The sequence below is a fragment of the Lysobacter sp. genome (assembly GCF_035655815.1).
Taxonomy (GTDB): domain Bacteria; phylum Pseudomonadota; class Gammaproteobacteria; order Xanthomonadales; family Xanthomonadaceae; genus Lysobacter_J.
This window is the reverse complement of record NZ_DASRTS010000038.1, coordinates 21,051-45,842: the sequence shown is the minus strand read 5'-3', so window position 1 is coordinate 45,842 and position 24,792 is coordinate 21,051. Positions and strand designations below refer to the sequence as shown.

Here is a 24,792-nt window from a genome sequence, read left to right as displayed (position 1 = left end):
AAAAAAGGCCGCGGCAGTACCGCGGCCTTTTTTTGTGCGTGCCAGTACCTGCGCTAGGATTCCCCGACGGTGACGGATTCACCGGGACAAGGGGAACCCATGTTGAACCAAGCAAAGGCGCTGGCCCTCGCGGCCGCGTGGTCGTTCGCGTGTGCGCCGGCGGCTGCTGCGCCGGCCGTACAGCCCGAAGGCGAGCGCTCGGCGCAGATCGAGCGCCTGGACATCGCGTATGTCATCCAGCCCAACGGCTCGTTCACCGAGACGCGCGAACGCGCGATCAAGGTGCTCAAGGCTGATGCGCTGGAATACGTCAAGGATGCGTCCATCGACTACAGCACCAGCATCCAGAAGGTCGACGTGCTGGAGGCTTACACGCTGAAGGCTGACGGACGCCGCCTGCCGGTGCCGAAGTCGAACTACCAGGTCCAGACCAACGGCGGCCACGGCGATGGCGGTCCGGTCTTTTCCGATGTGACGTCGTTGACCGTGGTCTTCCCCGAGCTCGCCGTGGGCGACACGACGGTGTTCAAGTACCGGCTGACCGGTTCGCAGCCGATGTTCGACCACCATTTTTCCGAAGTCGAATCGTTCTCCCCGCAAACCTATTACGGCCAGGTCGACGTGCGCTTCGACGCGCCCGCGCAACTGCCTGTCCAGTCGGAAGCGTGGCAGATGGAGCGGGTGCGCGATGAAGTGGTGGGCGGGCGTCGCCTGAGTCACTGGCGCTTCCAGAACCGCCAGCCGTTGATGCCCGACGAGACCGGCGCGCTATTCCGCTTCGAGGACCATCCCGGGCTGGTGTACTCGACGTTCGCCAGTTACGGCGACATCGCACAGGCCTACGGCGCGCGCGCGTCCGTGAAGGCGGCGGTAACGCCCCGCATCCGAACGCTGGCCGACGAGATCGCCGGAACCCGCAAGGAGCCCCGCGACGTAGCCAGGGCACTGTACGAGTGGGTGTCCACCAACATCACCTACGCCGGCAACTGCATCGGACTGGGGGCCGTGGTGCCGCACGATCTGGACTTCGTGCTCGACAACAAGATGGGCGACTGCAAGGACCACGCCACGTTGCTACAGGCCCTGATGACCGCCCGGAACATTTCGGCCACGCAGGCGCTGATCAATTCCGGAAGCCTCTACCTGCTGCCGCGCACGCCCGCGGTGTCAATGGTCAACCACGTCATCACCTATCTGCCCGAATGGGACCTGTACCTGGACGCGACGGCGAAGGGCATTCCCTTCGGCATGCTTCCCCAAAGCGCCATGGGCAAGCCCGTCTTCCGCGTGGATGGCTATCGCGATGGAACGACGACGCCTTCGATGGTGCCCGGCAGTGCCCGCCAGACGGTGAAGACCCGACTGAAGGTAGCGGCCGATGGCTCGATCGCCGGCGAATCGGACGTGGAACTGAAGGGCCTGTACGCCGTCGGCATGCGTGCGGCCTTCCGCGGCACGACGGCCGAACAAGCGTCGCAGGGCGTGAAGCGCTATTTCCAGCAGATGGGCGCCAATGGCACCGGCAGCATGCAAATGGACGACCCACAGGCGCTGGAGGACAGCTATCGCTACCAGGTGAGCTTCAGCGTCGGGCAGGCGATGCCGGTGCCTGGCGCGATCGCGCTGGCGCCGCTGTTCTCCACGGCGGCGCCGGTGATGCGCTTCGCGTCCCAGGCGAACATGGAAGTGGACGAAACCAGGCCGGTGGTGTGCGGAAGTGGTTCTTCGCAGGAGGATTACGAGATCGAATTCGCCCCGCCCCTGCAACTTGCGGCGATTCCCTCGGACGTAGAACTGAAGGGCCGTGCGTTCAGCTATCGAGCCACCTACAAGCGCGATGGCAACACGCTGCGCGTGAGCCGGGTGCTGGAGGACCTCACGCCCGGTCCGCTCTGCCAGCCCGAGTACAACCAGGAATACAAGGACTTCATGCGCAAGGTGCTCGCCAATCTGCGCGCGCAGGTCGTGTACCAGTAACGGGCCCTCGATCGGGCCAGGTCACCGGAAGGCCGCGGCTCGTCCGCGGCCTTCTTCATTGCGAGGCGCCGCGGCACTGGCGTGTCCACATGAACGCTTGTCGCAGCTGATGCGCGCCTTCAGACTGACCGCATGAGCGATCACACCCCTCCGCAGACCCGCATCCTCATCCACGGCGCATCCGGCCGCATGGGCCGGGCGCTGCTTCGACTGGCCGGCGAGCGTAGCGACCTGATTGTCGTGGCGGCGGTACAGCGTTCGCAGCCGGCGCAGCGCGTGGTCGACGGCGTGGCCCAGTTCGCGGCTTCGGAGCTTTCCGGTGCGCCGCAGTTCGATGTCGCCATCGATTTCAGCCTGCCACAGGGCTTCGATCCCATCCTCGCGCTGTGCGAACAGCGCGGTGCCGCGCTGGTGTCGGGCACCACGGGGCTGGAGGAGCACCAGCGCGAAGCGGTGGATCGCGCCGCGCAGCAGATTCCGCTGTTGTGGGCGGCCAATTTCAGCCTCGGCGTGGCCATCCTCGGCGAATTGGTCGAGCGTGCGGCTCAGGCGCTGCCGGGTTGGGATTGCGACATCGTGGAGTCGCACCATGTGCACAAGAAGGACGCGCCTTCGGGCACCGCACTCGCGCTGGGCGCAAGCGCTGAGCAGGGCGGGGCGACGCCGCGCTATGCCTCGCTGCGCGCAGGCGACATCGTCGGCGAGCATCTGGTGCAGTTCGCCGCGCCGGGAGAGCGCATCGAGCTGATCCACCGTGCCACCAACCGCGACATCTTTGCCCGCGGCGCGCTGCACGCGGCCGCGAAGCTGGCCGGCCGCGCTCCCGGGCGCTACAGGCTGCGCGACCTGCTGTCCTGAACGGCCGCCGCGGCGGGGCGCACTTCGTGCACATGACGCTGGCGTTACCGGCCTCGTCCCGCTAGAATTCCGGCTCGCCTGAACCCCTTCCGTCGGACCGGTCCCGCACCGCGTCCGCGTTTTGCTGCAACCCGAATTTGGCGTTGCGCGGCGGGAAGGGTCAGCACCCCCCGGCAGCCAAGGCGATCCCCGTGACCCAACCCGCAATCCTCGCGCTCGAAGACGGCACCCTCTTCGAGGGCGTTTCCGTAGGCGCGCCCGGCCTTTCGGTCGGTGAAGTCGTATTCAACACGGCCATCACCGGCTACCAGGAAATCCTCACGGACCCCTCCTACGCCCGCCAGCTGGTGACGCTGACGTATCCGCACATCGGCAACACCGGTTGTACCGACCAGGACGACGAAGCCGCCCGCGCGTGGGCCGCCGGCCTGATCGTGCGCAACGTGCCGCGCCGTCCCAGCAACTGGCGCAGCCAGGTGTCGCTGCCGGAATGGCTCAAGGCGCGCGGCATCGTCGCCATCGCCGACATCGACACGCGCAAACTCACGCGCATTCTGCGCGACAAGGGCGCGCAGAACGGCGCGCTGATGGCCGGTGAGATCGATGTCGACAGGGCGCTGGAAGCCGCGCGCAAGTTCCCCGGCCTGAAGGGCATGGACCTGGCCAAGGAAGTCAGCGTGCGCGAGCGGTACGAGTGGCGCGATGGCCAGCTGGACCTGGACCGCAACGCGTTCGTGACGGCGGAGCCCAAGTTCCACGTCGTCGCGTACGACTACGGCGTCAAGTACAACATCCTGCGCATGCTGGCCGAGCGTGGCTGCAAGCTCACCGTCGTGCCGGCGCAGACCCCGGCGTCCGAGGTCTTCGCGCTCAAGCCCGACGGCGTGTTCCTGTCCAATGGCCCGGGCGATCCGGCGCCGTGCGACTACGCCATCGCGGCCATCAAGGAATTCATTGCCGCGAAGATCCCGACCTTCGGCATCTGCCTGGGCCATCAGCTGCTGGCGCTGGCCGCGGGCGGCCAGACCGTGAAGATGCCGCACGGCCATCACGGTGCGAACCATCCGGTGCAGGACCTCGACACCGGCCGGGTGATGATCACCTCGCAGAACCACGGTTTCGCCGTCGACGAGTCGACGCTGCCGGCCAACGTGCGCGTGATCCACCGTTCGCTGTTCGACGGTACCAACCAGGGCATCGAGCTGACCGATGCGCCGGCCTTCAGCTTCCAGGGGCACCCGGAAGCGAGCCCCGGCCCGCACGATGTGGCGCCGTTGTTCGACCGGTTCGTCGCCTCGATGCAAGCGGCGAAGTGAGCCCGGCGGCCGCCAAGCCCGTCCGCAAGCGCCATTGGCGCAGATTGTTCGTTCTTGCGGCGGTGCTGGGTGCCTATCCGGCATTCGTGATGACGGCCACCTACTCGCAGTTCTTCGCTGCCGGACTGCCCGGCGGTCGCAACGGCCCGGCCGATGCGTACCGCCACTCGCTCGCCAGCGCGATCGTCGCCTACACGCTGTCACCGCGCTGCGTGGACTGGGTTACGCGCGTGATGGAGCGGGGCGGGCAGGGCAACGCGGCCCGTGCGATGGATGCGCACAACAACCGGTTCGGCGCGCGCATCGGCGCGACCGCCGACAGCTGGAACGCCATGCAGCAGGCGGTGCTTGCTGCCGTGAACCATGGCGCGATCGACGCCCGATCGCCCGACCAGATCACCTGGCTCGCGCCCGCCGCGTGGCAGGAACGACTTTACTGAGGACCCCCATGCCCAAGCGCACCGACATCAAAACCGTCCTGATCATCGGCGCCGGTCCGATCGTGATCGGCCAGGCCTGCGAGTTCGACTACTCCGGCGCGCAGGCGTGCAAGGCGCTGCGCGACGAGGGTTACCGCGTGGTGCTGGTCAACAGCAACCCGGCCACGATCATGACCGACCCGAACATGGCCGACGCTGTGTACATCGAGCCGATCAACTGGCAGACGGTCGAGAAGATCATCGCCAAGGAAAAGCCTGACGCGCTGCTGCCGACCATGGGCGGCCAGACGGCTCTCAACTGTGCACTCGACCTGGCCGACAACGGCGTGCTCGAGAAGTACAACGTCGAGCTGATCGGCGCCTCGCGCGAGGCGATCCGCATGGCCGAAGACCGCGAGCTGTTCCGCGTGGCCATGGCCGAGATCGGCCTGGAATGCCCGAAGGCCGAAGTCGCCCGCAACTTCGAGCAGGCGGTGGAGATCCAGGCGAAGGTCGGCTATCCGACCATCATCCGCCCGTCGTTCACGCTGGGTGGCACCGGTGGCGGCATTGCCTACAACAAGGAAGAGTTCGAGGAGATCGCCAAGCGCGGCCTCGAGCTCTCGCCCGTGCACGAGATCCTCGTCGAGGAGTCGGTGCTGGGCTGGAAGGAGTTCGAGATGGAAGTGGTCCGCGACAAGGCGGACAACTGCATCATCGTCTGCTCCATCGAGAACTTCGATGCGATGGGCGTGCACACCGGCGACTCGATCACCGTCGCGCCGGCGCAGACGCTCACCGACAAGGAATACCAGCGCCTGCGTGATGCCTCCATCGCGGTGCTGCGCAAGATCGGCGTGGACACCGGCGGCTCGAACGTGCAGTTCGGCATCAACGCCACGAACGGTCGTGTCGTCGTCATCGAGATGAACCCGCGCGTGTCGCGTTCCTCGGCGCTGGCGTCCAAGGCCACGGGCTTCCCGATCGCCAAGATCGCCGCCAAGCTCGCCGTGGGCTACACGCTCGACGAGCTTCGCAACGAGATCACCGTCGGCGCGACGCCGGCTTCGTTTGAGCCGAGCATCGACTACGTCGTCACCAAGATTCCGCGCTTCGCGTTCGAGAAGTTCCCGCAGGCCGACGCGCGGCTGACCACGCAGATGAAGTCCGTCGGCGAAGTGATGGCCATGGGCCGCACTTTCCAGGAATCGCTGCAGAAGGCGCTGCGTGGGTTGGAGACCGGCAAGGTCGGCCTCGACCCCACCGGCCTGGACCTGTCGAGCGACGACGACCTGGCCAAGCTGCGCCGCGAGCTGAAGGAGCCGGGTCCGGAGCGCATGTTCTACATCGGCGATGCGTTCCGTGCCGGCATGAGCGTGGAGGACGTGCACGCGCTGTCGTTCGTCGATCCGTGGTTCCTGGACCAGATCGAGGAGATCATCGCGGCAGAGAAGGACGTCGCCGAGGCTGGGTTGTCCGCGCTCGACAAGAGCCGCATGCGCGTGCTCAAGCGCATGGGCTTCTCCGACGCGCGCCTGGCGCAGCTCACCGGCACTGACGAAACCGCGGTGCGCACGCTGCGCCGCGCCTTCGGCGTGCGCCCCGTGTACAAGCGCGTGGACTCGTGCGCGGCGGAGTTCGCCACCACCACCGCGTACATGTACTCCACGTACGAGGACGAGTGCGAGGCCAACCCGAGCAACCGCGACAAGATCATCGTGCTCGGCGGCGGTCCCAACCGCATCGGCCAGGGCATCGAGTTCGACTACTGCTGCGTGCACGCGGCACTCGCCCTGCGCGAGGACGGGTACGAGACCATCATGGTCAACTGCAACCCGGAAACCGTCTCGACCGACTACGACACGTCCGACCGCCTGTACTTCGAGCCGCTGACGCTGGAAGACGTGCTGGAAATCGCGGACCTGGAGAAGCCCAAGGGCGTGATCGTGCAGTACGGCGGCCAGACCCCGCTGAAGCTGGCGCGCGCGCTGGAAGCCAATGGCGTGCCGATCATCGGCACCACGCCGGACAGCATCGACCTGGCCGAGGACCGCGAGCGCTTCCAGAAGCTGGTTCAGGACCTGGGCCTGGCGCAGCCGCTCAACCGCACCGCGCGCAATCCGGAAGAAGCCATCGTGCTGGCCTCGCAGATCGGTTACCCGCTGGTCGTGCGTCCCAGCTATGTGCTGGGCGGCCGCGCGATGGAGATCGTGCACGGCGACGCCGACCTGCATCGTTACATCCGCGACGCGGTGAAGGTGTCCAACGATTCGCCGGTGCTGCTGGACCGCTTCCTCGACAACGCCGTGGAAGTCGACGTCGACGTCATCGCCGACAAGTACGGCAACGTGCTGGTTGCCGGCGTGATGGAGCATATCGAGGAAGCCGGCGTGCATTCGGGCGACTCGTCGTGCTCGCTGCCGCCGTACTCGCTGACGCCGGCCGTGCAGGGCAAGCTGCGCGAGCAGGTGGTGGCGCTGGCCAAGTCGCTGAAGGTCGTCGGACTGATGAACACCCAGTTCGCGATCACCTTCGACGAGCAGGGCAACGAAACCATCTACCTGATCGAAGTGAACCCGCGTGCCTCGCGCACCGTGCCGTTCGTGTCCAAGGCCACCGGCATGGCACTGGCGAAGATTGCCGCGCGCTGCATGGTCGGCAAGACGCTGGCCGAGCAGGGCGCCACCAAGGAGATCGTTCCCGACTACTACTCGGTGAAGGAGGCGATCTTCCCGTTCGCCAAGTTCCAGGGCGTGGACCCGATCCTCGGGCCGGAAATGCGCTCCACCGGCGAGGTGATGGGCGTGGGCCGCAACTTCGGTGCGGCGATGGCGCGCGCGCAGGAAGCCGGCGGCATCAAGGCGCTGCCGGCCGGCGGCAAGGTGTTCATCTCGGTGCGCGATCCGGACAAGAAACGCGTGTTGCCGGTGGCGCAGGACCTGGTCAAGCGTGGCTACGCGCTGGTCGCGACCGAAGGCACGCACCGGTTCCTCACGGAGCAGGGCCTGGAGTGCGAGCGCATCAACAAGGTCACCGAAGGCCGTCCGCACGTGGTCGACCTGATCAAGAACGGCGAGATCGTCTACATCGTCAACACCACGGAAGGTCGCCAGGCGATCAACGACTCGTTCTCGATCCGCCGCGAGGCGCTCCAGCACCGCGTCACGTACTCGACCACCGTGTCGGGCGCGCGTGCACTGGTGAACTCGCTGGAATACCGCGGCACCGGCCCCGTCTGGTCGCTGCAGGAGCTGCACGCGGAAGTGCAGGGCGCGTAAGGGCTCAAGGCCGTCATCCCCGCGAAGGCGGGGATCCACCCTTGCAGGTATCACGCCGACCGAGCCCGTGACGCGGCGGGCTGCCGGATTCCTGCTTTGGCCGGAGGGCGGCTCCAGAACGCCCGTCGCGGAGTCAACGGGTTCACCCCGGCGCCCTTCTGATACAGAATCCGCCTATCGCCATCGCCGGACCCCGCGTCCGGCGCACAGGAAGAACAAGCAATGCGAGCACCCATCACCCTTCAGGGCGCGCAGCGTCTGCGCGCCGAACTGGAAGAATTGAAGTCGGTCAAGCGGCCGGCCGTCATCAACGCGATCGCCGAAGCGCGAGCGCACGGCGACCTCAAGGAAAACGCCGAGTACGCGGCGGCCCGCGAGCAGCAGGGCTTCATCGAAGGCCGCATCAAGCAACTCGAAGCCGAGCTGTCGCACGCGCAGATCATCGACGTGTCCTCGCTCAACGCCGGGTCGCGCGTCGTGTTCGGCGCAACGGTGGATCTGGCCGACACCGAAACCGACGAATCCAGGCGCTACCAGATCGTTGGCGACCTGGAGGCCGACATCAAGCAGGGCCTGATCGCCATCTCGTCGCCGGTGGCGCGCGCGCTGATCGGCAAGCACGAAGGCGACACCATCACCATCGACGCGCCGGGCGGCATCCGCGAGTACGAGATCGTCGGCGTCAGCTACGCCGGCTGAGCAGCGCCCGTCCCTGCATGCAGCGCAGGGCGGGCGGGGAGAGAGGCTCTTGGCTTCCGCGCAAACCATCACGCTGCTGCTGCCTGCACGTTCGCGCTTCGGCGGACAGCGCCTGTCCGAGGCCACCGGGCGTGCGCTTGCGCGTGCGGACCATTCACGACGCGAGGCCGATGCGCTGGCGGACGTCCTCGACGTGTTGCCGCGTGGCTGGCCAGTAGCGGCGGCGGCGCGGCAGCGCGACGTCGGCGATGCGGCAGGCGCGATCTGGCTGCGTGCGGATCCCGCCTACGTGCGGCCGGACATCAACGGCGCGAGGCTGCTGTCGTACGGTCAGGCATTGAATCTCACGGCCGACGACGCCGCGTCGCTGTTGCGTCCGCTCAAGCCACTGTTCGGCGATGCCGGGTTCCCGATCGATGCGCCGTCGCCCTCGCGCTGGTACCTGCGAGTACCCGCCGGCTCGAAACTGCCGCAGTTCACGTCGCCGGAGCAGGCGCTCGGCGCGGACCTCTTCGACGAGTTGCCGCAGGGACCCGAAGGTCGCCGCTGGCGCGCGCTGCTCAGCGAGGCGCAGGTCGTCCTGCACAACCATCCGCTCAACGCGCAGCGCGCAGCCGCCGGCTTGGCGCCGGTGAATTCGCTGTGGTTCTGGGGTGCGGGCGCGCTGCCCGACCGCGTGCAGTCGCGTCACGCGCGCATCGCCAGCGACGACGAGACGCTGACCGCACTGGCGGCCCTCGCCGGTGCCCAGGTGCAGGCCCGCCCCGCGTCCTGGGACGGCGAGCTCACGCGCGGTGACGCACTGATCGATCTGCGCGATGCGCGCGACTTGGCCGCACTGGAAAACGACTGGTTCGCGCCGTTGCTCGAGGCGCTGGCGCAAGGCGCGCTGGCGCGGCTTCGATTCGATTTCGACGACGGTGCGCGGTACGACATCGCACGGTCGCAGCGTTGGCGCTTCTGGCGTCGACAGTTGCAGTCCTTCGTCGGCATCGCGAACGACGAATGAAACCCGTCGCACGCCTGCGTCGGCGCGAATGCGCCCAGCCATGGAACGAGCCGGGCCAGTGGCCCGAGATGCTCGCACCGTTACTCCGCCGCCTGTACGCCGCGCGCGGTGCGACGACGATAGAGCTCGCACAGCCGCGCCTCGCGCATCTGGTCGCGCCGGACCGGCTGGGCGGACTGGATGCCGCCGTGGCGTTGCTGTCGCAGGCGATCGCCCAGGACCGCCACATCGTGGTGGTTGGCGATTTCGACTGCGACGGCGCCACGGCCTGCGCCGTCGGCGTACGTGGCTTGCGCATGCTCGGCGCGCGGCGCGTCTCGCACGCGGTGCCCAACCGCATCGTGCATGGCTACGGGCTATCGCCCGCGCTGGTCGAGGAACTGGCCGCGATGCAGCCCGAACTGCTGGTCACGGTGGATCACGGCATCGCCTGTCACGCGGGCATTGCCGCGGCGAAGTCGCGCGGCTGGGACGTGCTGGTCACCGATCACCACCTACCGGGCGACACGCTGCCGCCGGCCGACGCCATCGTCGATCCCAACCTGCGCGGCGACGAGTTCCCCAGCAAGGCGCTGGCCGGCGTCGGCGTGATGTTCTACGTCCTGCTGGCGCTGCGTCGCCGGCTGCGCGAACAGGGCGCCCTGGGCGAGCGCGAGCCGGACCTGCAGGGGCTGCTCGACCTGGTTGCCGTGGGGACGGTCGCCGATCTCGTACCGCTGGATGCCAACAACCGGGCGCTGGTCGGCGCGGGCCTGCGTCGCCTGCGCGCGGGGCAGGGATGCGCGGGGCTGCGCGCATTGATCGAGGTCTCGCAGCGCGACGCAGGGCGCCTTACCGCCAGCGACATCGGCTACGCGATAGGCCCGCGCCTCAACGCGGCCGGGCGGCTCGAGGACATGTCGCTGGGCATCGAATGCCTGCTTACCGACGACCTCGCGCGCGCGCGCGACATCGCGGCCACGCTCAACGAGATCAACAGCGAGCGCCGCGCGGTACAGCAGCAGATGACCGACGACGCCGAACGCGCCCTCGCGCGGGTGACGCTGCTCGACGGCGTGGTGCCGCCGGCGGTGTGCCTGTTCGATGCCGAATGGCATCCCGGCGTGGTCGGCCTGGTGGCGTCGAAGATGAAGGAACGCCTGCATCGTCCCGTCATCGCGTTCGCACCGGCCGAACCGGGCAGCGATGCGCTGCGCGGTTCGGCGCGCTCGATCCCCGGCTTCCACATCCGCGACGCGCTGGCCGGCGTGGCGGCGCGCCATCCCCAGCTGATCGAGCGTTTCGGAGGCCACGCGATGGCGGCCGGCCTGTCGCTGCGGATCGATTCGTTCCCGGCCTTCGCCGATGCGTTCCGCGACTATGCGCATTCGGCGCTGACCCCTGAGCTGCTGCAGGCCGACGTGCTCAGCGATGGCGAGCTGCATCCCGAAGAGTTCTGCCGAGCCAGCGCCGAAGCCCTGCGCGACGGCGGTCCATGGGGCCAGGCCTTCCCGGAGCCGCAATTCGACGGCGAATTCGACGTTCTCAACTGGCGTGTGATCGGCGAGCGCCACCTCAAGCTCGAACTCGGCTGCGCCGGCCTGCGCCTCAACGCCATCGAGTTCGGCGGCTGGACGGGCAATCCACCGACCGCGCGCGTGCGCATCGCCTACCGCCTGGAGCCGGACGACTACCGCGGCGGTGAGGCGGTGCAACTGGTGGTCGTGCATCGCGAAGGGATCGGCTGAGCGGGCAGCTGACGAGCGTCGGTGGTAATGCGCTCGCGCCCTCGTGATAATCCGGGCATCGCGCCGTAGGGGTCAAAGCGGTGTGGTGCTCACTGGACTTCCGCATCAGGATCCGATGCTCCCGACGACACTCCGCACGTTTCCGGCGCGACTGGGCGCTCTCGCGCTCTCGCATCCCATCCGCACGCTGCTGATCGTCTGGCTGGTGCTTTGCCTGCCCTGGTTGATCGGTCAGAAGGCACTTCCGTACGACGCCGAGCAGGAGTTCTATCCGGCGGTAGCTTTCACCGTGCAGCAATTGCGCGGGTTGGAAGGCCCGTGGTGGAACCCGTACCTGTTCGGCGGTTATCCGCATTTCGCCGATCCTCAGGGGATGACATTCCAGCCGACGGTCATCCTGCCGATGCTGCTGTCGCCGCTGCCGTCCCTGACATGGTTCAGTGCGGTAATCGTGCTGCACGTTGCGTTCGCCGGGATCGGTGCGGTGCTGCTGGCCAGGCGCTACGGATTGCAGGCGCCTGCGCAGTTGCTGTTCGCGCTGACGTTGATGTTCGGAGGCGTGGCGGCATCGCGCATGCAACACGTCCCGATGATCGTGAGCTATGCCTTCATCCCGTGGCTCTGGTGGAGCCTGCACCGGCTGGCAGAACGACCGTCGGCAGGCCGCAGTGCACTGGCTGGTCTCATAGGCGGCCTGTGTGCTTTGCAGATGACGCAGGTGACCTTCCTGATCGCCGTTGCCGCCATTGCGTACGGGATAGGCCTGCTTGTGATGCAGCCGCGCACGCGCCGATGGGCGTTCCTCGCCCATCTGGCCTTGGCCGGCGTGGTCGCCATGTTGATCTGCCTTCCGCAATGGCTTGCAACATTCGCCTGGCTGCCCTTTACGAACCGCCAGCAGATCACGCTGGACCAGGTGGCCGTCGGCCCGCTGTCATGGGATGCCTTTGGCACGTTGCTGGGTATCGACTACTTCAGGGACCGCTACCTCGGCAGCGGAGACCTGACCCAGGACTACATGTACCTGGGCGCGGTGCCGCTGGCAGTGTGGGCCATGTGGGGCGGCAACCTGTCGCCCGAGCATCGCCGCCTGGCGCGCGGACTGATCGCCGGCATCGTCATCGCAATCGTCTACGCGCTCGGAACGCGAACTCCGATCTACACGTGGCTGTATCACTACCTTCCGGGCGTGGATCTTTTCAAGCGTCCGGCAGACAGCCTGTTCCTGTTCGTGCCGGCGAGCGCGCTGCTCGCGGCGCTGGCGTTGGAGGCGCGCTCGCGCTCCATGCCTTACCGCGTCAACTGGCCGGGATGGCTGATGATCGCGGCACTGGTGACATATGCCGTGTGGTACGCATTCGTGGTCCTGCAATGGCCGGGTGCCCTGCGAGGCGTCGCCGCGACCATCGTTATTGGTGGCGCGGCCGCCTGGTTGCTGCGCGGTCGGGCTGACCTGAGGCCGCAAGTAGTGCTCGCAATGCTCGCGCTGATCGCGATCGACATGGCCGCACACAACGTACGCGGCCGCTACTACGGTTCGCGCAACGAGACGCGCAAGCTGTATCGCAGTGCGGACTGGCCGGATGCGGGCAAATCGCCGATGGCGCCTGTGTTGTTGCGACTGCGCGACCAGTTGCAGGGTGATGGCCCGGTGCCGCAACGCTTCGAGCCAATCGGCCTGGATGACCTGGTAAACGGCGCCACCGTGCGCCACCTCGCCATGACGTCGGGCTACAACCCGATGCTTTATCTGCCGTACGTGCGCTTGGCAGGCGCGTCGCCCGGCGTGATCCGCAAACCGTCCGAGCGTCCGTTCACCAAATGGGCGCCGGACTTCAACGCTGGCCTGTTCGATCTGCTGGGCCTGCGCACGATCGTGTCGCGCGAGCCAATGCCCGGATCGGTGCACCTCGACGGTTACCACTGGGTCCTGCGCGATACCGTGTTGCCTCGCGTGCTCAGTCCGACCGTGGCCTTGCCGCACGGCGGAAGCGAACCTCCGGCCGAGCGCTTCGTCGGCACTGATTTCCGCTCGCACGTGTGGCTGCCGGAAGCTGCCGTACGTGGCTCCGAGTGCCTCGGCACGACTCGCGCGGCGCGCGTGGGCGCGGTGGACTACAAGGCCAATGCGGTTACGGTCGAATATTCCGCCGAGGCCTCCAGTTGGCTGGTATTGAACGAAATCGATGCGCCCGGGTGGTGGGCCGAAGTGGACGGACGCGAGATGCCGCTGGTCCGGGCCAACGGTCTGTTCCGCGCCGTCTGCGCGCCGGGCGGGTCGCATCGCCTGAACTTCCGCTTCAGCCCCCTGCGCATGATCGAGGCCGGATGGCGGCAGCGATAACGCCGCCATCCTTGCGGTCAGACCGCGTCGGCGATCACGCTGGCCGCCTGGCGTGCAGGCCGCGGACCCAGACCCAGCAGCGGCCGCATCCATCCCACCCGCCGTACCAGCTCGAAGGCGGCGAAGCACAGCGCAAGCGTCGCCAGCACCAGCAGTGGACCTTCGATCGGCGGAGGCAGGCCGAGCGGCTGCAGGTTGTGTGCGAGGACGACGATGATGGTCTGGTGGAGGATGTACACCGGGAAGACGGCTTCGGTGAGATAGCGGCGCGCGCGGCTGTCGCCCGGCGACCAGCTTGCGGCGAAGCCGATGATCGCGACGATGGCGCTCCACTGGAACAGGCCCCACACGGCGCGCTGCACCGCGCGCAATGCGTCCGGCGGCGTGCTGTCGCCGCCGTAGAGGCCGAAGTACCAGACGATGAACGCATAGCCAGCCACCGAAATCAGCGCTGCCGGCCAGCGCAGGGTGGCGAACCGGTCCCATACGGTCTGCGATTTCGCCACGGCGAATCCCAGCAGGAACTGCGGCAGGTACTGGGCGTGGTTGTACCAGTCGTCCACCAGCGCATGGGTCGACTCGAAGCGGCCCACCAGCGCCAGGCGCACCACGATCAGGAACAGCGCGGGCCAGACAAGCAGTCCGTAGCCGCGGCCGAGCCAGGCGGCGAGTCGCTCGGACATGCGTGAAAGCGCATCCGGTGCGATCCAGCGCAGTACGCACAGCACCACGGTGTAGGCCCACAGATAGACCACGAACCACAGGTGGTTCCAGGTCGGCACGGCCAGGCACTCGCCGTCGCGGCAGAAATTGGGGTCGGCCTGCAGGTAGCGCGCCCAGAACGCCAGGTAGCCATCGTGGTAACCGCCGGGCAGCTTCTCGACCACCTCGTAATAGGACTGGGGCGTGACGAGGACCAGCATGCCGAACGCCAGCGGCACCAGCAGCCGCCACGACCGCCTGCGCAGGAAGCCATGCTCGCCCTTGCCCAGCAGGAACGCTGTCGCGACGCCCGAGATGAAGAACAGCAGCGACAGGCGCCACGGCGAACTCATCAGCATGAACGGCTCCAGCGTGCGGCTGGCGAACAGGCTTTTGACGTGCCAGTCCCAGGTCACGTAGTACATGCCGACGTGGTAGAGGACCAGCAGCGCGAACGCGCCGATGCGGACCCAGTCGAGGAAGTAGCGGCGGCTCACGGCGGTGCGTCCCTTGCGTGGATGACACCTGCACTGTTGGCCGCGCGGGAGCCGGCTTCCAGCGCGAAGTGACGAAGCGATGGGCGTCTGGGACGAGCCGCAGGCGGGCAGGGACGGGCGGTGGCGGCCTGCGCCTACAATCCGGGCGGATGAATGCGCCTTCGCCTCCGTCGCCCGTTCCGTTCCCCTCGCACGGCTGGCGCCGCACTTTCGAGATCGGTTTCTGGGTGCTCACCGCCCTGATCAATGCCGTCACCAACAGCGTGACCGTGCTGATCGACATCCGCCGCAACGGGCTGGGCTTCGCCGCGTGGGAGCCGGTCACCTGGGAATGGTCGAGCGGCGTGGTCATGCTGGCACTGGTACCAGCCGTCGTCTGGTTCACCCGGCACGCACCGCTGCACTGGGACACCTGGCGGCGGACGCTGCCCCTTCACCTGCTGGCCAGCATGGTGTTCAGCGTGGTCCACGTGCTGGGCATGGTGGCGATCCGCGAGGTGGTGTACGCGGTTCACGGAGTCGAATACGACTTCGGCCCCTGGCTGCAGCAGCTGACCTACGAATACCTCAAGGACGTGCGCAGCTACGCCGGCATGGTCGTGCTGATCGAGGGCTACCGCTTCATCCGGCGCCGACTGCAGGGCGAGGCCAGCCTGCTCGGCGAGCCGGACGAGGGACCGCCGGTGGAGCCGGTCGAGCGGCCCGACCGGTTCCTCGTGCGCAAGCTCGGGCGTGACTTCCTGGTCGCCGCGGCCGACGTGGAATGGCTGCAGGCAGCCGGCAACTACGTGAACCTGCGCGTCCGCGGCCACGACTATCCGCTGCGCTGCACGATGGCGGCCATCGAGGAGCGCCTGGACCCCGCGCGCTTCGCCCGCATCCACCGCAGTTACGTGGTCAACCTGGGGCAGGTGGCTTCGATCGAACCGCTGGATACCGGCGATGCACGCGTGCACCTGGCCGACGGGACCGTGCTGCCCTGCAGTCGCCGGCATCGCGAGGCGTTGCGCGAGCGTGCGGGCTTCACCTGAAGCCGACCGCTTTGACGCGGCCGCAACATTCACGCACCTAGGCTGAACAGCCTCACCCGGGGCCAGGAGCGCGCGTCATGCCGTTGACCATCAATCTCGAACTGTCGGACCAGGATCTGCAGCACTTCGCTGGTGTGGTCGAATCGGCGAAGCAGGCCTCGGCCGGCCTCAGCGACACGCAGGTCATCGACGCGGCCACCGAGCTGGTGACCAAGGCGCAGCAGAGCAATCCGCCGCAGTTCGTGAAGGAGCGGCTGGAACTGGTCGGCACGCTGGTGGCGATGGCGCGCGACGAGGGCTGGTCGCTGCCTGCGGAGGACTGCGCCAACGTGCGCGCCGCGCTGTCGTACTTCGCCCATGGTGCCGACGTCATCCCGGACAACGTGCCGGTGCTGGGCTTCATCGACGACGCCATCATGATCGAGTTGTGCGCGCGCGAAATGCAGCACGAGATCGAGGCGTACAACGATTTCATCGAATACCGGCAGCGCGAGGCCGAGCGTCGCAAGCTCGACCCCGCCACCGTGGGCCGTGCCGACTGGCTGGAAGGCCGGCGCGAGGAACTGCAGGACCGCATGCATCGCCGGCGCAATCGCGATTTCCGTGGCGGTTTCGGCAGCGGGTTCGGGATGGGCTTTGGTGGCAGCAGCGGCTACGGGCCGGTACGGCGCTACTCCGATTCCGGCTGGCGACCGGGCCCGCCGCGGTTCTCGGTGGGCAGGTAGCGCCTTTGGGCAGGCGGCTCGTTTAGCGGGTCACGCGCCCAGTTCGATCAGGTCCGCCGCGGCCGAGCGGTTTGTTAGAATCGCCGGTTCCTTTGACCGAATCGCACCTGGACATGATCGAGCTCAATCCCGTCCGCCAGCGCATCGCCGACCTGAAGGGTCGGCTGGATGCGCTGAGGGGGTATCTTTGACTACGACGGAAAAGTCGAACGTCTTGAAGAAGTAAACCGCGAACTGGAAAGCCCCGACGTCTGGAACGACGCCGAACGGGCCCAGTCGCTGGGTCGCGAACGCTCCTCGCTCGACAAGGTAGTCGGTGGCATCCGCAGCCTGACCGAAGGTCTGGTGAGCGCGGAGGAACTGCTCGAACTGGCCGAGATGGAAAGCGACGAGGGCACCGCGCAGGCGGTGGTCGACGACGTCGAGCGCTACGCGAAGGACGTCGAGAAGCTCGAGTTCCAGCGCATGTTCTCCGGCAAGATGGATGGCGCGAACGCGTTCGTCGACATCCAGGCCGGCGCCGGCGGCACCGAGGCGCAGGACTGGGCCGAGATCCTGCTGCGCATGTACCTGCGCTGGGCCGAGTCGCGCGGCTGGAAAGCCGAACTGATGGAAGTCAGCGGCGGCGACGTGGCCGGCATCAAGTCGGCGACCTTCCGCGTGGAAGGCGATTTCGCCTATGGCTGGCTCAAGACCGAGACGGGCGTGCACCGGCTGGTGCGCAAGTCGCCGTTCGACTCCGACAACCGCCGCCATACCAGCTTCACGTCGGTATTCGTCTCGCCGGAAGTCGACGACAAGATCGACATCGAGATCAATCCGGCCGACCTGAAGACCGACGTGTACCGGTCCTCCGGCGCAGGCGGCCAGCACGTCAACAAGACCGAGTCGGCGGTGCGCATCACGCACGTGCCATCCGGCATCGTCGTGGCCTGCCAGACCGAACGCAGCCAGCACGCCAACCGCGACCGCGCCATGAAGATGCTCGCGGCGAAGTTGTACGAACTGGAAATCCAGAAGCGCAACGCCGAGCGCGACGCGGTGGAAGCCACCAAGTCCGACATCGGCTGGGGCAGCCAGATCCGCAACTACGTGCTGGACCAGAGCCGCATCAAGGACCTGCGCACCGGTATTGAGCGCAGCGACACGCAGAAGGTGCTGGACGGCGACCTGGACGAGTTCGTCGAGGCCAGCCTGAAGTCCGGCCTGGAAGCCGGCTCGAAACGCGCCGACGCGGTATAAATCCCGCACGTCATTCCCGCGAAAGCGGGAATCCAGGGACTTTGCTCCGGGACCTGATTCTCAAGACACTGGATCCCCGCCTTCGCGGGGATGACGAGCAAGACGACCCAATACTTTCAGATCCCATCCCATGACCGACCAGACGCCCGCTCCGCAGACGCACACCGACGAGAACTTCCTGATCGCCGAGCGTCGCGCCAAACTCACGGCGTTGCGCGGGGAGGGCATCGCGTTTCCCAACGACTTCCGCCGCAGCGATTACGCAGGCGATCTGCAGGCGCAGTACGCCGATGCCGAGCAGTGGAATGCCGAGGCGCTGGACGGGAAGGCGCACCGCGTCGCGCTGGCCGGCCGCGTGCTGCTCAAGCGCGACATGGGCAAGGCGGGCTTCGCCCAGATCCAGGACGAGTCCGGCCGCATCCAGCTGTGGCTGAAGAAGGACCTGCTGGGCGATGCGTACGACGTCTTCAAGAACCTCGACCTGGGCGACATCGTGTCGGTCGAGGGCGAGCTCACCCGCACCCGCACCGGCGAGCTGTCGGTCAGGGCGTCGTCGCTGCGCCTGCTGACCAAGGCACTGCGCCCGCTGCCGGACAAGTTCCACGGCATGGCCGACGTGGAGCAGCGCTACCGTCAGCGCTATGTCGACCTGATCGTTACGCCCGAAGCGCGCGACGTGTTCGTCAAGCGCAGCAAGATCATCCGCGCGATGCGCGCGTGGCTGGACACGCGGCGCTTCCTCGAAGTCGAAACGCCGATGATGCATTACATCCCCGGCGGCGCCGCGGCCAAACCGTTCGTCACTCACCACAACGCGCTGGACCTGCAGCTGTACCTGCGCGTCGCGCCGGAGCTGTATCTCAAGCGCCTGGTGGTCGGCGGCCTGGAGCGCGTGTACGAGATCAACCGCAACTTCCGCAACGAAGGCGTCTCGACCCGCCACAACCCCGAGTTCACCATGTTGGAGCTGTACGAGGCGTACGCCACGTACACGCAGATCATGGACCTGACCGAGGGCCTCATCCGCGACGTGGCGGTCGAGGTGCTGGGCACTACGCAGATGCATTGGGACGGTGCCGACATCGACCTGGGCCCGACGTTCCGTCGCTGGCGCCTGGATGAAGCGGTGCGCCACTACAACCCGGAGATCAGCGTCGCCGACTGCCGCGACCGCGACGCGCTGGCGGCGCACTGCAAGCGTCTGGGCATTCCGGTCAAGGCCGACTACGGCTGGGGCAAGCTGCTGCTGGAGATCTTCGAAAAGACGGCCGAGCACCAGCTGGTGCAGCCGACCTTCATCACCCATTACCCGGTGGAAGTCTCGCCGCTGGCGCGCGAGAGCGACGACGAGAAGGGCATCACCGACCGCTTCGAGCTGTTCGTCAACGGCAAGGAACTGGCCAACGGCTTCTCCGAGCTGAACGACCCAGAGGACCAGGCCGAGCGCTTCCGCGCCCAGGTCGCGGCGAAGGAGGGCGGCGACGACGAGGCGATGCACTACGACGCCGACTACATCCGCGCACTGGAAGTCGGCCTGCCGCCGACCGGCGGGCTGGGCATCGGCATCGACCGACTGGTGATGCTGATGACCGGTTCGGCCTCGATCCGCGACGTCCTCCTGTTCCCCTACATGCGCCCTGAAGTGGGGTGAGCTGGGCCCGCGGCACTGCCGCGGGCCCCGGCGAACGCCCGGCCATGGATGGCCGGGCCGGGCGATCCGAAGCTGGTCGCGCACCGCCATGGACGGCATTAGCGACTCATTCGAAACTGATGCTGCGCGGCACTGCCGCGGGCCTGACGAACGCCCGGCCATGGATGGCCGGGCCGGGCGACCCGGAGCCGGACGCGCACCGCCATGGACGGCATTAGCGACTCATTCGAAACTGATGCTGCGCGGCACTGCCGCACGCCCGGCCGAACGCCCCGTCATGGATGGCCGGGCCGGGCGATCCGAAGCCGGACGCTCATCGCCACTCCCACCGTCATTCCAGCGAAGCTGGAATCCATTCGCTGTGCTGCAAATGATCGAACCGCGCGCCGCGATCGTCAGAGCGCCGCACGTCCCGACCCTCACCCCAACCCCTCTCCGGCGGGAGAGGGCTTGATGCGTCGCATACCTTCACCGTCATCCCGGCGAAGGCCGGGATCCAGCCCATTACGCGAGCAAGATCCAGGCTGTGACCCGAACAGCCCGCTCCCGCCATTCGAGCAAAAGCTGGATCCAGCCCGTCACGTGGGCAGTCTTTTCACCGTCATTCCAGCGAAAGCTGGAATCCATTCGCTGTGCTGCAAGTGATCGAAACCGCGCGCCGCGATCATCAGAGCACCGCACGTCCCGACCCTCACCCCAACCCCCTCCCGGCGGGAGAGGAGCTTGATGCGTTGAACACCTCCATCGTCGCCCCGGCGAAGACCGGGATCCGGGTCGTCAAGCGAACAGTCTTGCCACTCGCTCGCGCTTCCGAACGCCCGGGCATGGATGGCCGGGGCGGGCGATCCGAACCCGGTCGTGCATCGCCATGGATGGCATTGGCGGCTCATCCCAACCGGATGCCTGCGCGGCACTGCGGCAGCCGGCGAACGGCAGCCGATGGCATTCCGACCTTGGCGCACAGCGCCACGGATCGCCACAAGCAACGATTTCACCTGAAACATTGCCGCACGCCGTCTGACGGTGAAATCACGCTAAACCCGGCGCCGCGAGCGCCGATGCCAATCACAGGACGGGAAGGTCTCGGCTGCGGGCCCAGCCGCCCCGGGGTATGCTGCCCGCTCGGCCACCACAGGGGGTGGCGGCTCATACGGATCGTCATGTGAACGTAGTCATCGTTGATGATCAAACCTCCGCGCGCACGATGCTGCGCCACATCATCGAGGACATCTCGTCCGAGCTGAAGGTGTCGGATTTCGGCGACCCCGAGACCGCCCTGGGCTGGTGCGAGACCAACCAGCCCGACCTCCTGCTGCTGGACTACCGGATGCCGCAGCTGGACGGGCTGGAGTTCGCCCGCCGGTTCCGTCGGCTGCCCCTGCACCGCGACATTCCGATCATCCTGGTCACCGTGGTCGGCGACGAGCCGGTACGGCAGGCCGCGCTGGAAGCCGGCGTCATCGACTTCCTGGTCAAGCCGGTGCGCCCGCGCGAGCTGCGGGCGCGCTGCCGCAACCTCCTGCAGCTGCGCCAGCAGTCCGAGACGGTGAAGCAGCGTGCGCTGTCCCTGGAGCAACGCCTGCTGTCGAGCATGCACGAGGTGGAGGAGCGCGAGCGCGAGACGCTCTCGCGTCTGGCGCGCGCCATCGAGTACCGCGACGCGGGCACCAGTGCGTACCTGGAGCGCATGGCCCACGTGGCCGGGCTGATCGCCGAACAGCTGGGCATGTTCGAGGACGAGGTGCGCGTGATCGAGATGGCCGCGCCGCTGCACGACATCGGCAAGATCGCCATCCCCGACGCGGTGCTGATGAAGACCGGGCCGCTGTCGGAGGACGAGACCATCGTCATGCGCCGGCACCCGCGCATCGGCTACGAGCTGCTCAGCGGCAGCCAGAACCGATTCATCCAGGCCGGCGCCCTGATCGCCCTGCGTCATCACGAGCGATACGACGGCAGCGGGTATCCTGATGGCCTGCGCGGCGAGGAAATCCCGTTGGAAGCCAGGATAGTCGCCGTTGCCGACGTGTTCGACGCGCTGATCTCGCCGCGGCCTTACAAGAAGGCCTGGGACGTGGATGCGGCGCTGGGCTACCTGTATGCGCAGCGCGGCCGGCTGTTCGATCCGCGGTGCGTCGACGCCCTGATCCGCAGCCGCGAGCGGCTGGAAGACATCTGCAACCGCTTTTCGACGGTGTCGGCACGTCCCGGCCTGGAGTGAGCCGCATGAGCGTCCTGGGCAAGCTGCAAAGGACCCTGGCCAAACGCACGGACAGCGAACATGGCCAGGCCTTCGTGCGCCTGGCGGTGCTCTTCGTGGTGCTGGTGTACATGCTCGTGCGCGGTTCCAGCGGGTCGCTGCCGTCGCACGAGTACCGCAACGTCCTGCTGATGGTGGAAACCGGCTTCGCGGTCGGCGCGGTGTTGATCGCCTGGATCCTGTGGCGTCCGGCCAAGTCCCACGTACGCCGCATCATCGGCATGATCTCCGACTACGGGCTGATGTCCGCGGCGATGATCCACATCGGCGAGCCGCTGGCGTGGGTGTACGTGATCATCATGTGGGTCACGATCGGCAACGGCCTGCGCTTCGGCAACAACTACCTGTACGGCGCCGTGGCGATGGCGTTCGCCAGCTTCGGGCTGGTGGTGGCATTCAACGAGTACTGGCAGAACAACCGCGTGCTGGGCGTAGGACTATTGCTGGGCCTGGTCGCAATTCCGCTGTACCTGTCCGGCCTGCTGCGCGCCCTGACGCGGGCGACCGAGGAAGCGCGCCGGGCCAACGAGGCCAAGAGCCGCTTCCTGGCCAACATGAGCCATGAGTTCCGCACGCCGCTCAACGGGCTGGCGGGCATGTCCGAACTGCTGGCGACCACGCGCCTGGACACCGAACAGCGCGAGTGCCTGAGCACCATCCAGGCCTCCACGCGCAGCCTGCTGGCGCTGGTCGAGGACGTGCTGGACATTTCCGCCATCGAGGCCGGCAAGCTCAAGCTGGACCTGGTCGAGTTCACCCCGCGCGAGCTGATCGAGAGCATCGGCCTCATCCTGCAGCCGCAGGCACGCGCAAAGCAGCTCCGGTACGAGGCGTCGATCGCCGGCGACGTGCCCGAGTGCGTGCGCGGCGACGTGGTGCACCTGCGCCAGATCCTGATCAACCTGGCCGGCAACGCGGTGAAGTTCACCGACCAGGGCACGGTACACGTGGAAGTGAGCGTCAGCGCGCGCGAGGACGACAGCGTGCGGCTGCGTTTCACGATCTCCGACACCGGCATCGGCATTCCGGTGGCGATGCGGCAGCGACTGTTCGAGGCCTTCGAGCAGGCGGACGTCGGCCTGGCGCGACGCTATGGCGGCACCGGCCTGGGGACGACGATCGCCAAGGGCCTGGCTGAAGCCATGGGCGGCACGATCGGCTTCGAGAGCGTGGAGCAGCGCGGCAGCCGGTTCTGGGTGGAGTTGCCGTTCCAGCCTGTCGAGCTGCCGGCGGAGGCTGCGACCGACGCGGGCACCGCCGCGGATGGCAGCGCCGCCGAGGCCCCACGCAACGTCATCGCCTTCAGCGACCCGTTCCTGCGCCACCGTGCGCGGGTGCGGTCACTGTCGATCCTGGTGGCCGACGACCACATCGCCAACCGCATGGTGCTGCAGCGGCTGCTGCAGAAGGCCGGCCATCGCGTGATCTGCGTGGAAGGCGGCGAGCAGGTGCTCGATTCGCTCGCCACGTCCGACTACGACGCGGTGATCACCGATCTGCACATGCCGGACGTGAGCGGCCTGGACCTGCTGCGGCAACTGCGCGTGATGGAAGCCGGCAGCGGCCGGCGCACGCCGGTGGTCATCCTCAGCGCCGATGTCACGACCGAATCCATCCAGGCCTGCGAGCAGGCCGGCGCGCGCGCATTCCTTTCCAAGCCCGTGTCGACGACGCGCCTGCTCGACACCCTGGCCGACATCGCGGCCAACCAGCGCGTCACCGGCACCACGGTGGTCGCGCCGCCGCGCGCCGACGCGGCCGTCGCCGGCGACAGCCATTTCGACAGTTCCGTGCTGGACGAACTGGGCGCGCTGGGCATGGGTGCCAACTTCGAGCGCGAATTCATCGCGCAGTGCCTGGCCGATGCGGACAAGTGTCTGGCGCAGATCGAAACCTCGGCGCACAACGCCGACTGGGACCGCACGCGCGACCAGGCCCACGCCCTCAAGGGCGTGGCCAGCAACCTCGGCCTGATCAAGCTCGCGGCGATCAGCGGGGAGCTGATGCGCGTGCCCGACTGGCAACTGGCACGCGACTGGTCGTCGCACCTGACCCGTCTGCGCGAACGGCTGGGCCAGGGCAGGGCAGCGCTCGACGCCCGCCAACAACAGCGCGGCTCGCGCGGCGAAGGCGAGCGCTCCCCCTGATTTCCCCTGCTGCCGCTGCGATCAGGCGGCGGCCTCCGTGCCCGACCGGCGCTCCTGCGCCCGCACGATGCGCTCCATCGTCCGCAGCGCCTTGTCGCCCAGCGCCAGCGCCGTGTCGACCCACACCTCGGTGATGCCCATCAGCTCGTCGTAGCCGACCGGCTGGCCGATGGCGCGCACGGCGTTCATCGCCAGGTGAGCGAACGGCGCGCGCTGCTCGCGGCGGATCAGGTCGTTGACCGCGACTTCGCCTTCGCCCTTCGGCACGAGGATGTCGACCACGCCCATGCGGTGCCACTCCTGGCTGGGCAGGATCGAGCCTTCCAGGATCAGGCGCTCGGCCAGGTTCGGCGCCACGCGCTTGCACAGGAACGAATACGCGCCCATGCCCGGGAACAGGCCGAACATCACCTCCGGCAGTCCCATTTCGACGCCTTCCTCGGCGACGATGGTGTGGCACGACAGCGCCAGTTCCATGCCGCCACCCAGCGCGTCGCCCTGGACCAGCGCGATGGTGCGAACGTCGCCGCCCAGACCATTGTGGAAGTGATGCACGCCATCGACGCAGCGACGCGCGTAGGCCATCAGGTGTTCGCGGTCGCCGGCGCGGATCAGTTGCGAGAACAGTTGCAGGTCGCCGCCCAGGTTGAACGCGCCAGGCGCACTGGAAGCCAGTACGACATGGCGCAGGCGTCCGCTCTGGCGCTGGTTCTCGCGCAGGGTGATCGAGGAGAGGAAGCTCCACATGTCATCCATAAGTTCCGTGCGGAAGCACGGCCGCGCGCCCTGAGCGTAGTCGTTGTGCATGTACATCCAGTGCGTGTTGCCTGCGGGGTCGGATTCGACGCGCAGGGTCGGGTAGGCGCGTGTGCGGTGCAGCTTCTCGATCATCGTCATGTTGCGGTCCTCG

At 67.5% G+C, this 24,792-nt stretch carries 16 protein-coding genes and 1 pseudogene; 15 read left to right on the top strand and 2 right to left on the bottom strand.

All coding sequences use genetic code 11. The annotated features are described in order from the left end of the window. The first annotated feature begins 99 nt into the window (after positions 1-99). The 9 genes from VFE83_RS11010 (at position 100) to VFE83_RS10970 (ending at position 13,627) form a co-directional block, all read left to right on the top strand. Positions 100-1,977 carry a DUF3857 domain-containing transglutaminase family protein gene (locus VFE83_RS11010; protein ID WP_324906029.1) on the top strand — a complete coding sequence of 626 codons (1,878 nt, stop codon included), beginning with the start codon at positions 100-102 and terminating at the stop codon, positions 1,975-1,977. Positions 1,978-2,109: 132 nt separating this feature from the next. Then, positions 2,110-2,835, top strand: a complete 726-nt coding sequence (dapB, locus tag VFE83_RS11005) for a 4-hydroxy-tetrahydrodipicolinate reductase (protein ID WP_324906027.1) — start codon at positions 2,110-2,112, stop codon at positions 2,833-2,835. A gap of 191 nt (positions 2,836-3,026) precedes the next feature. Next, complete coding sequence (carA, locus tag VFE83_RS11000) at positions 3,027-4,151, top strand: glutamine-hydrolyzing carbamoyl-phosphate synthase small subunit (protein WP_324906025.1); 1,125 nt, start codon at positions 3,027-3,029, stop codon at positions 4,149-4,151. Next, positions 4,148-4,591 carry a DUF6973 domain-containing protein gene (locus tag VFE83_RS10995; protein WP_414674728.1) on the top strand — a complete coding sequence of 148 codons (444 nt, stop codon included), beginning with the start codon at positions 4,148-4,150 and terminating at the stop codon, positions 4,589-4,591. The genes carA and VFE83_RS10995 overlap by 4 nt, the downstream gene beginning before the upstream one ends. A gap of 8 nt (positions 4,592-4,599) precedes the next feature. After that, entirely contained in the window at positions 4,600-7,848 is a 3,249-nt protein-coding gene (gene carB, locus VFE83_RS10990) for a carbamoyl-phosphate synthase large subunit (protein WP_324906022.1), read from the top strand. A 222-nt stretch (positions 7,849-8,070) separates the two neighbouring features. Beyond that, the gene (gene greA / locus VFE83_RS10985) at positions 8,071-8,547 is read left to right on the top strand and encodes a transcription elongation factor GreA (RefSeq protein ID WP_324906020.1); all 477 of its coding nucleotides are present in this window, start codon (positions 8,071-8,073) and stop codon (positions 8,545-8,547) included. Positions 8,548-8,596: 49 nt separating this feature from the next. Then, complete coding sequence (locus VFE83_RS10980) at positions 8,597-9,556, top strand: phosphoglycerate mutase (RefSeq protein WP_324906018.1); 960 nt, start codon at positions 8,597-8,599, stop codon at positions 9,554-9,556. Next, positions 9,553-11,283: a single-stranded-DNA-specific exonuclease RecJ gene (gene recJ, locus VFE83_RS10975; protein WP_324906017.1), complete on the top strand. Its 1,731-nt coding sequence runs from the start codon at positions 9,553-9,555 to the stop codon at positions 11,281-11,283. The genes VFE83_RS10980 and recJ overlap by 4 nt, the downstream gene beginning before the upstream one ends. A 115-nt stretch (positions 11,284-11,398) precedes the next feature. Continuing rightward, positions 11,399-13,627 (top strand): hypothetical protein, encoded by a 2,229-nt coding sequence (locus VFE83_RS10970; protein ID WP_324906015.1) that lies wholly within the window; start codon positions 11,399-11,401, stop codon positions 13,625-13,627. Positions 13,628-13,644: 17 nt separating this feature from the next. Here VFE83_RS10970 and VFE83_RS10965 read toward each other — a convergent pair whose 3' ends face one another. Further along, on the bottom strand, positions 13,645-14,826 hold the full coding sequence (locus VFE83_RS10965; protein WP_324906013.1) for an acyltransferase family protein: 1,182 nt from the start codon (positions 14,824-14,826) through the stop codon (positions 13,645-13,647). 149 nt (positions 14,827-14,975) lie between these two features. On the opposite strand from VFE83_RS10965, the gene VFE83_RS10960 reads away from it, so the two are divergent. The 6 genes and pseudogenes from VFE83_RS10960 to VFE83_RS10935 all read left to right on the top strand — a co-directional run bounded on the left by VFE83_RS10960 (position 14,976) and on the right by VFE83_RS10935 (position 23,882). After that, the gene (locus VFE83_RS10960; RefSeq protein ID WP_324906011.1) at positions 14,976-15,857 is read left to right on the top strand and encodes a LytTR family DNA-binding domain-containing protein; all 882 of its coding nucleotides are present in this window, start codon (positions 14,976-14,978) and stop codon (positions 15,855-15,857) included. A 77-nt stretch (positions 15,858-15,934) separates the two neighbouring features. After that, entirely contained in the window at positions 15,935-16,582 is a 648-nt protein-coding gene (locus tag VFE83_RS10955; RefSeq protein ID WP_324906009.1) for a YkvA family protein, read from the top strand. A 113-nt stretch (positions 16,583-16,695) separates the two neighbouring features. Next, positions 16,696-17,824, top strand: a protein-coding gene (gene prfB, locus VFE83_RS10950; RefSeq protein WP_324906410.1) for a peptide chain release factor 2 whose coding sequence is annotated in 2 segments (ribosomal slippage) — positions 16,696-16,770 and positions 16,772-17,824 — 1,128 coding nt in all. Because the reading frame shifts where the segments join, the coding sequence is not laid out codon by codon here. Between the two features lie 130 nt (positions 17,825-17,954). Next, on the top strand, positions 17,955-19,475 hold the full coding sequence (gene lysS / locus VFE83_RS10945; RefSeq protein ID WP_324906007.1) for a lysine--tRNA ligase: 1,521 nt from the start codon (positions 17,955-17,957) through the stop codon (positions 19,473-19,475). A gap of 1,162 nt (positions 19,476-20,637) precedes the next feature. Beyond that, a pseudogene (locus tag VFE83_RS10940) lies at positions 20,638-21,696 on the top strand (HD domain-containing phosphohydrolase); the annotation flags it as partial. Positions 21,697-21,701: 5 nt separating this feature from the next. After that, entirely contained in the window at positions 21,702-23,882 is a 2,181-nt protein-coding gene (locus VFE83_RS10935; RefSeq protein WP_324906003.1) for an ATP-binding protein, read from the top strand. 21 nt (positions 23,883-23,903) lie between these two features. Here VFE83_RS10935 and VFE83_RS10930 read toward each other — a convergent pair whose 3' ends face one another. Continuing rightward, the gene (locus VFE83_RS10930) at positions 23,904-24,779 is read right to left on the bottom strand and encodes a crotonase/enoyl-CoA hydratase family protein (RefSeq protein ID WP_324906001.1); all 876 of its coding nucleotides are present in this window, start codon (positions 24,777-24,779) and stop codon (positions 23,904-23,906) included. Between the last annotated feature and the right edge of the window lie 13 nt (positions 24,780-24,792).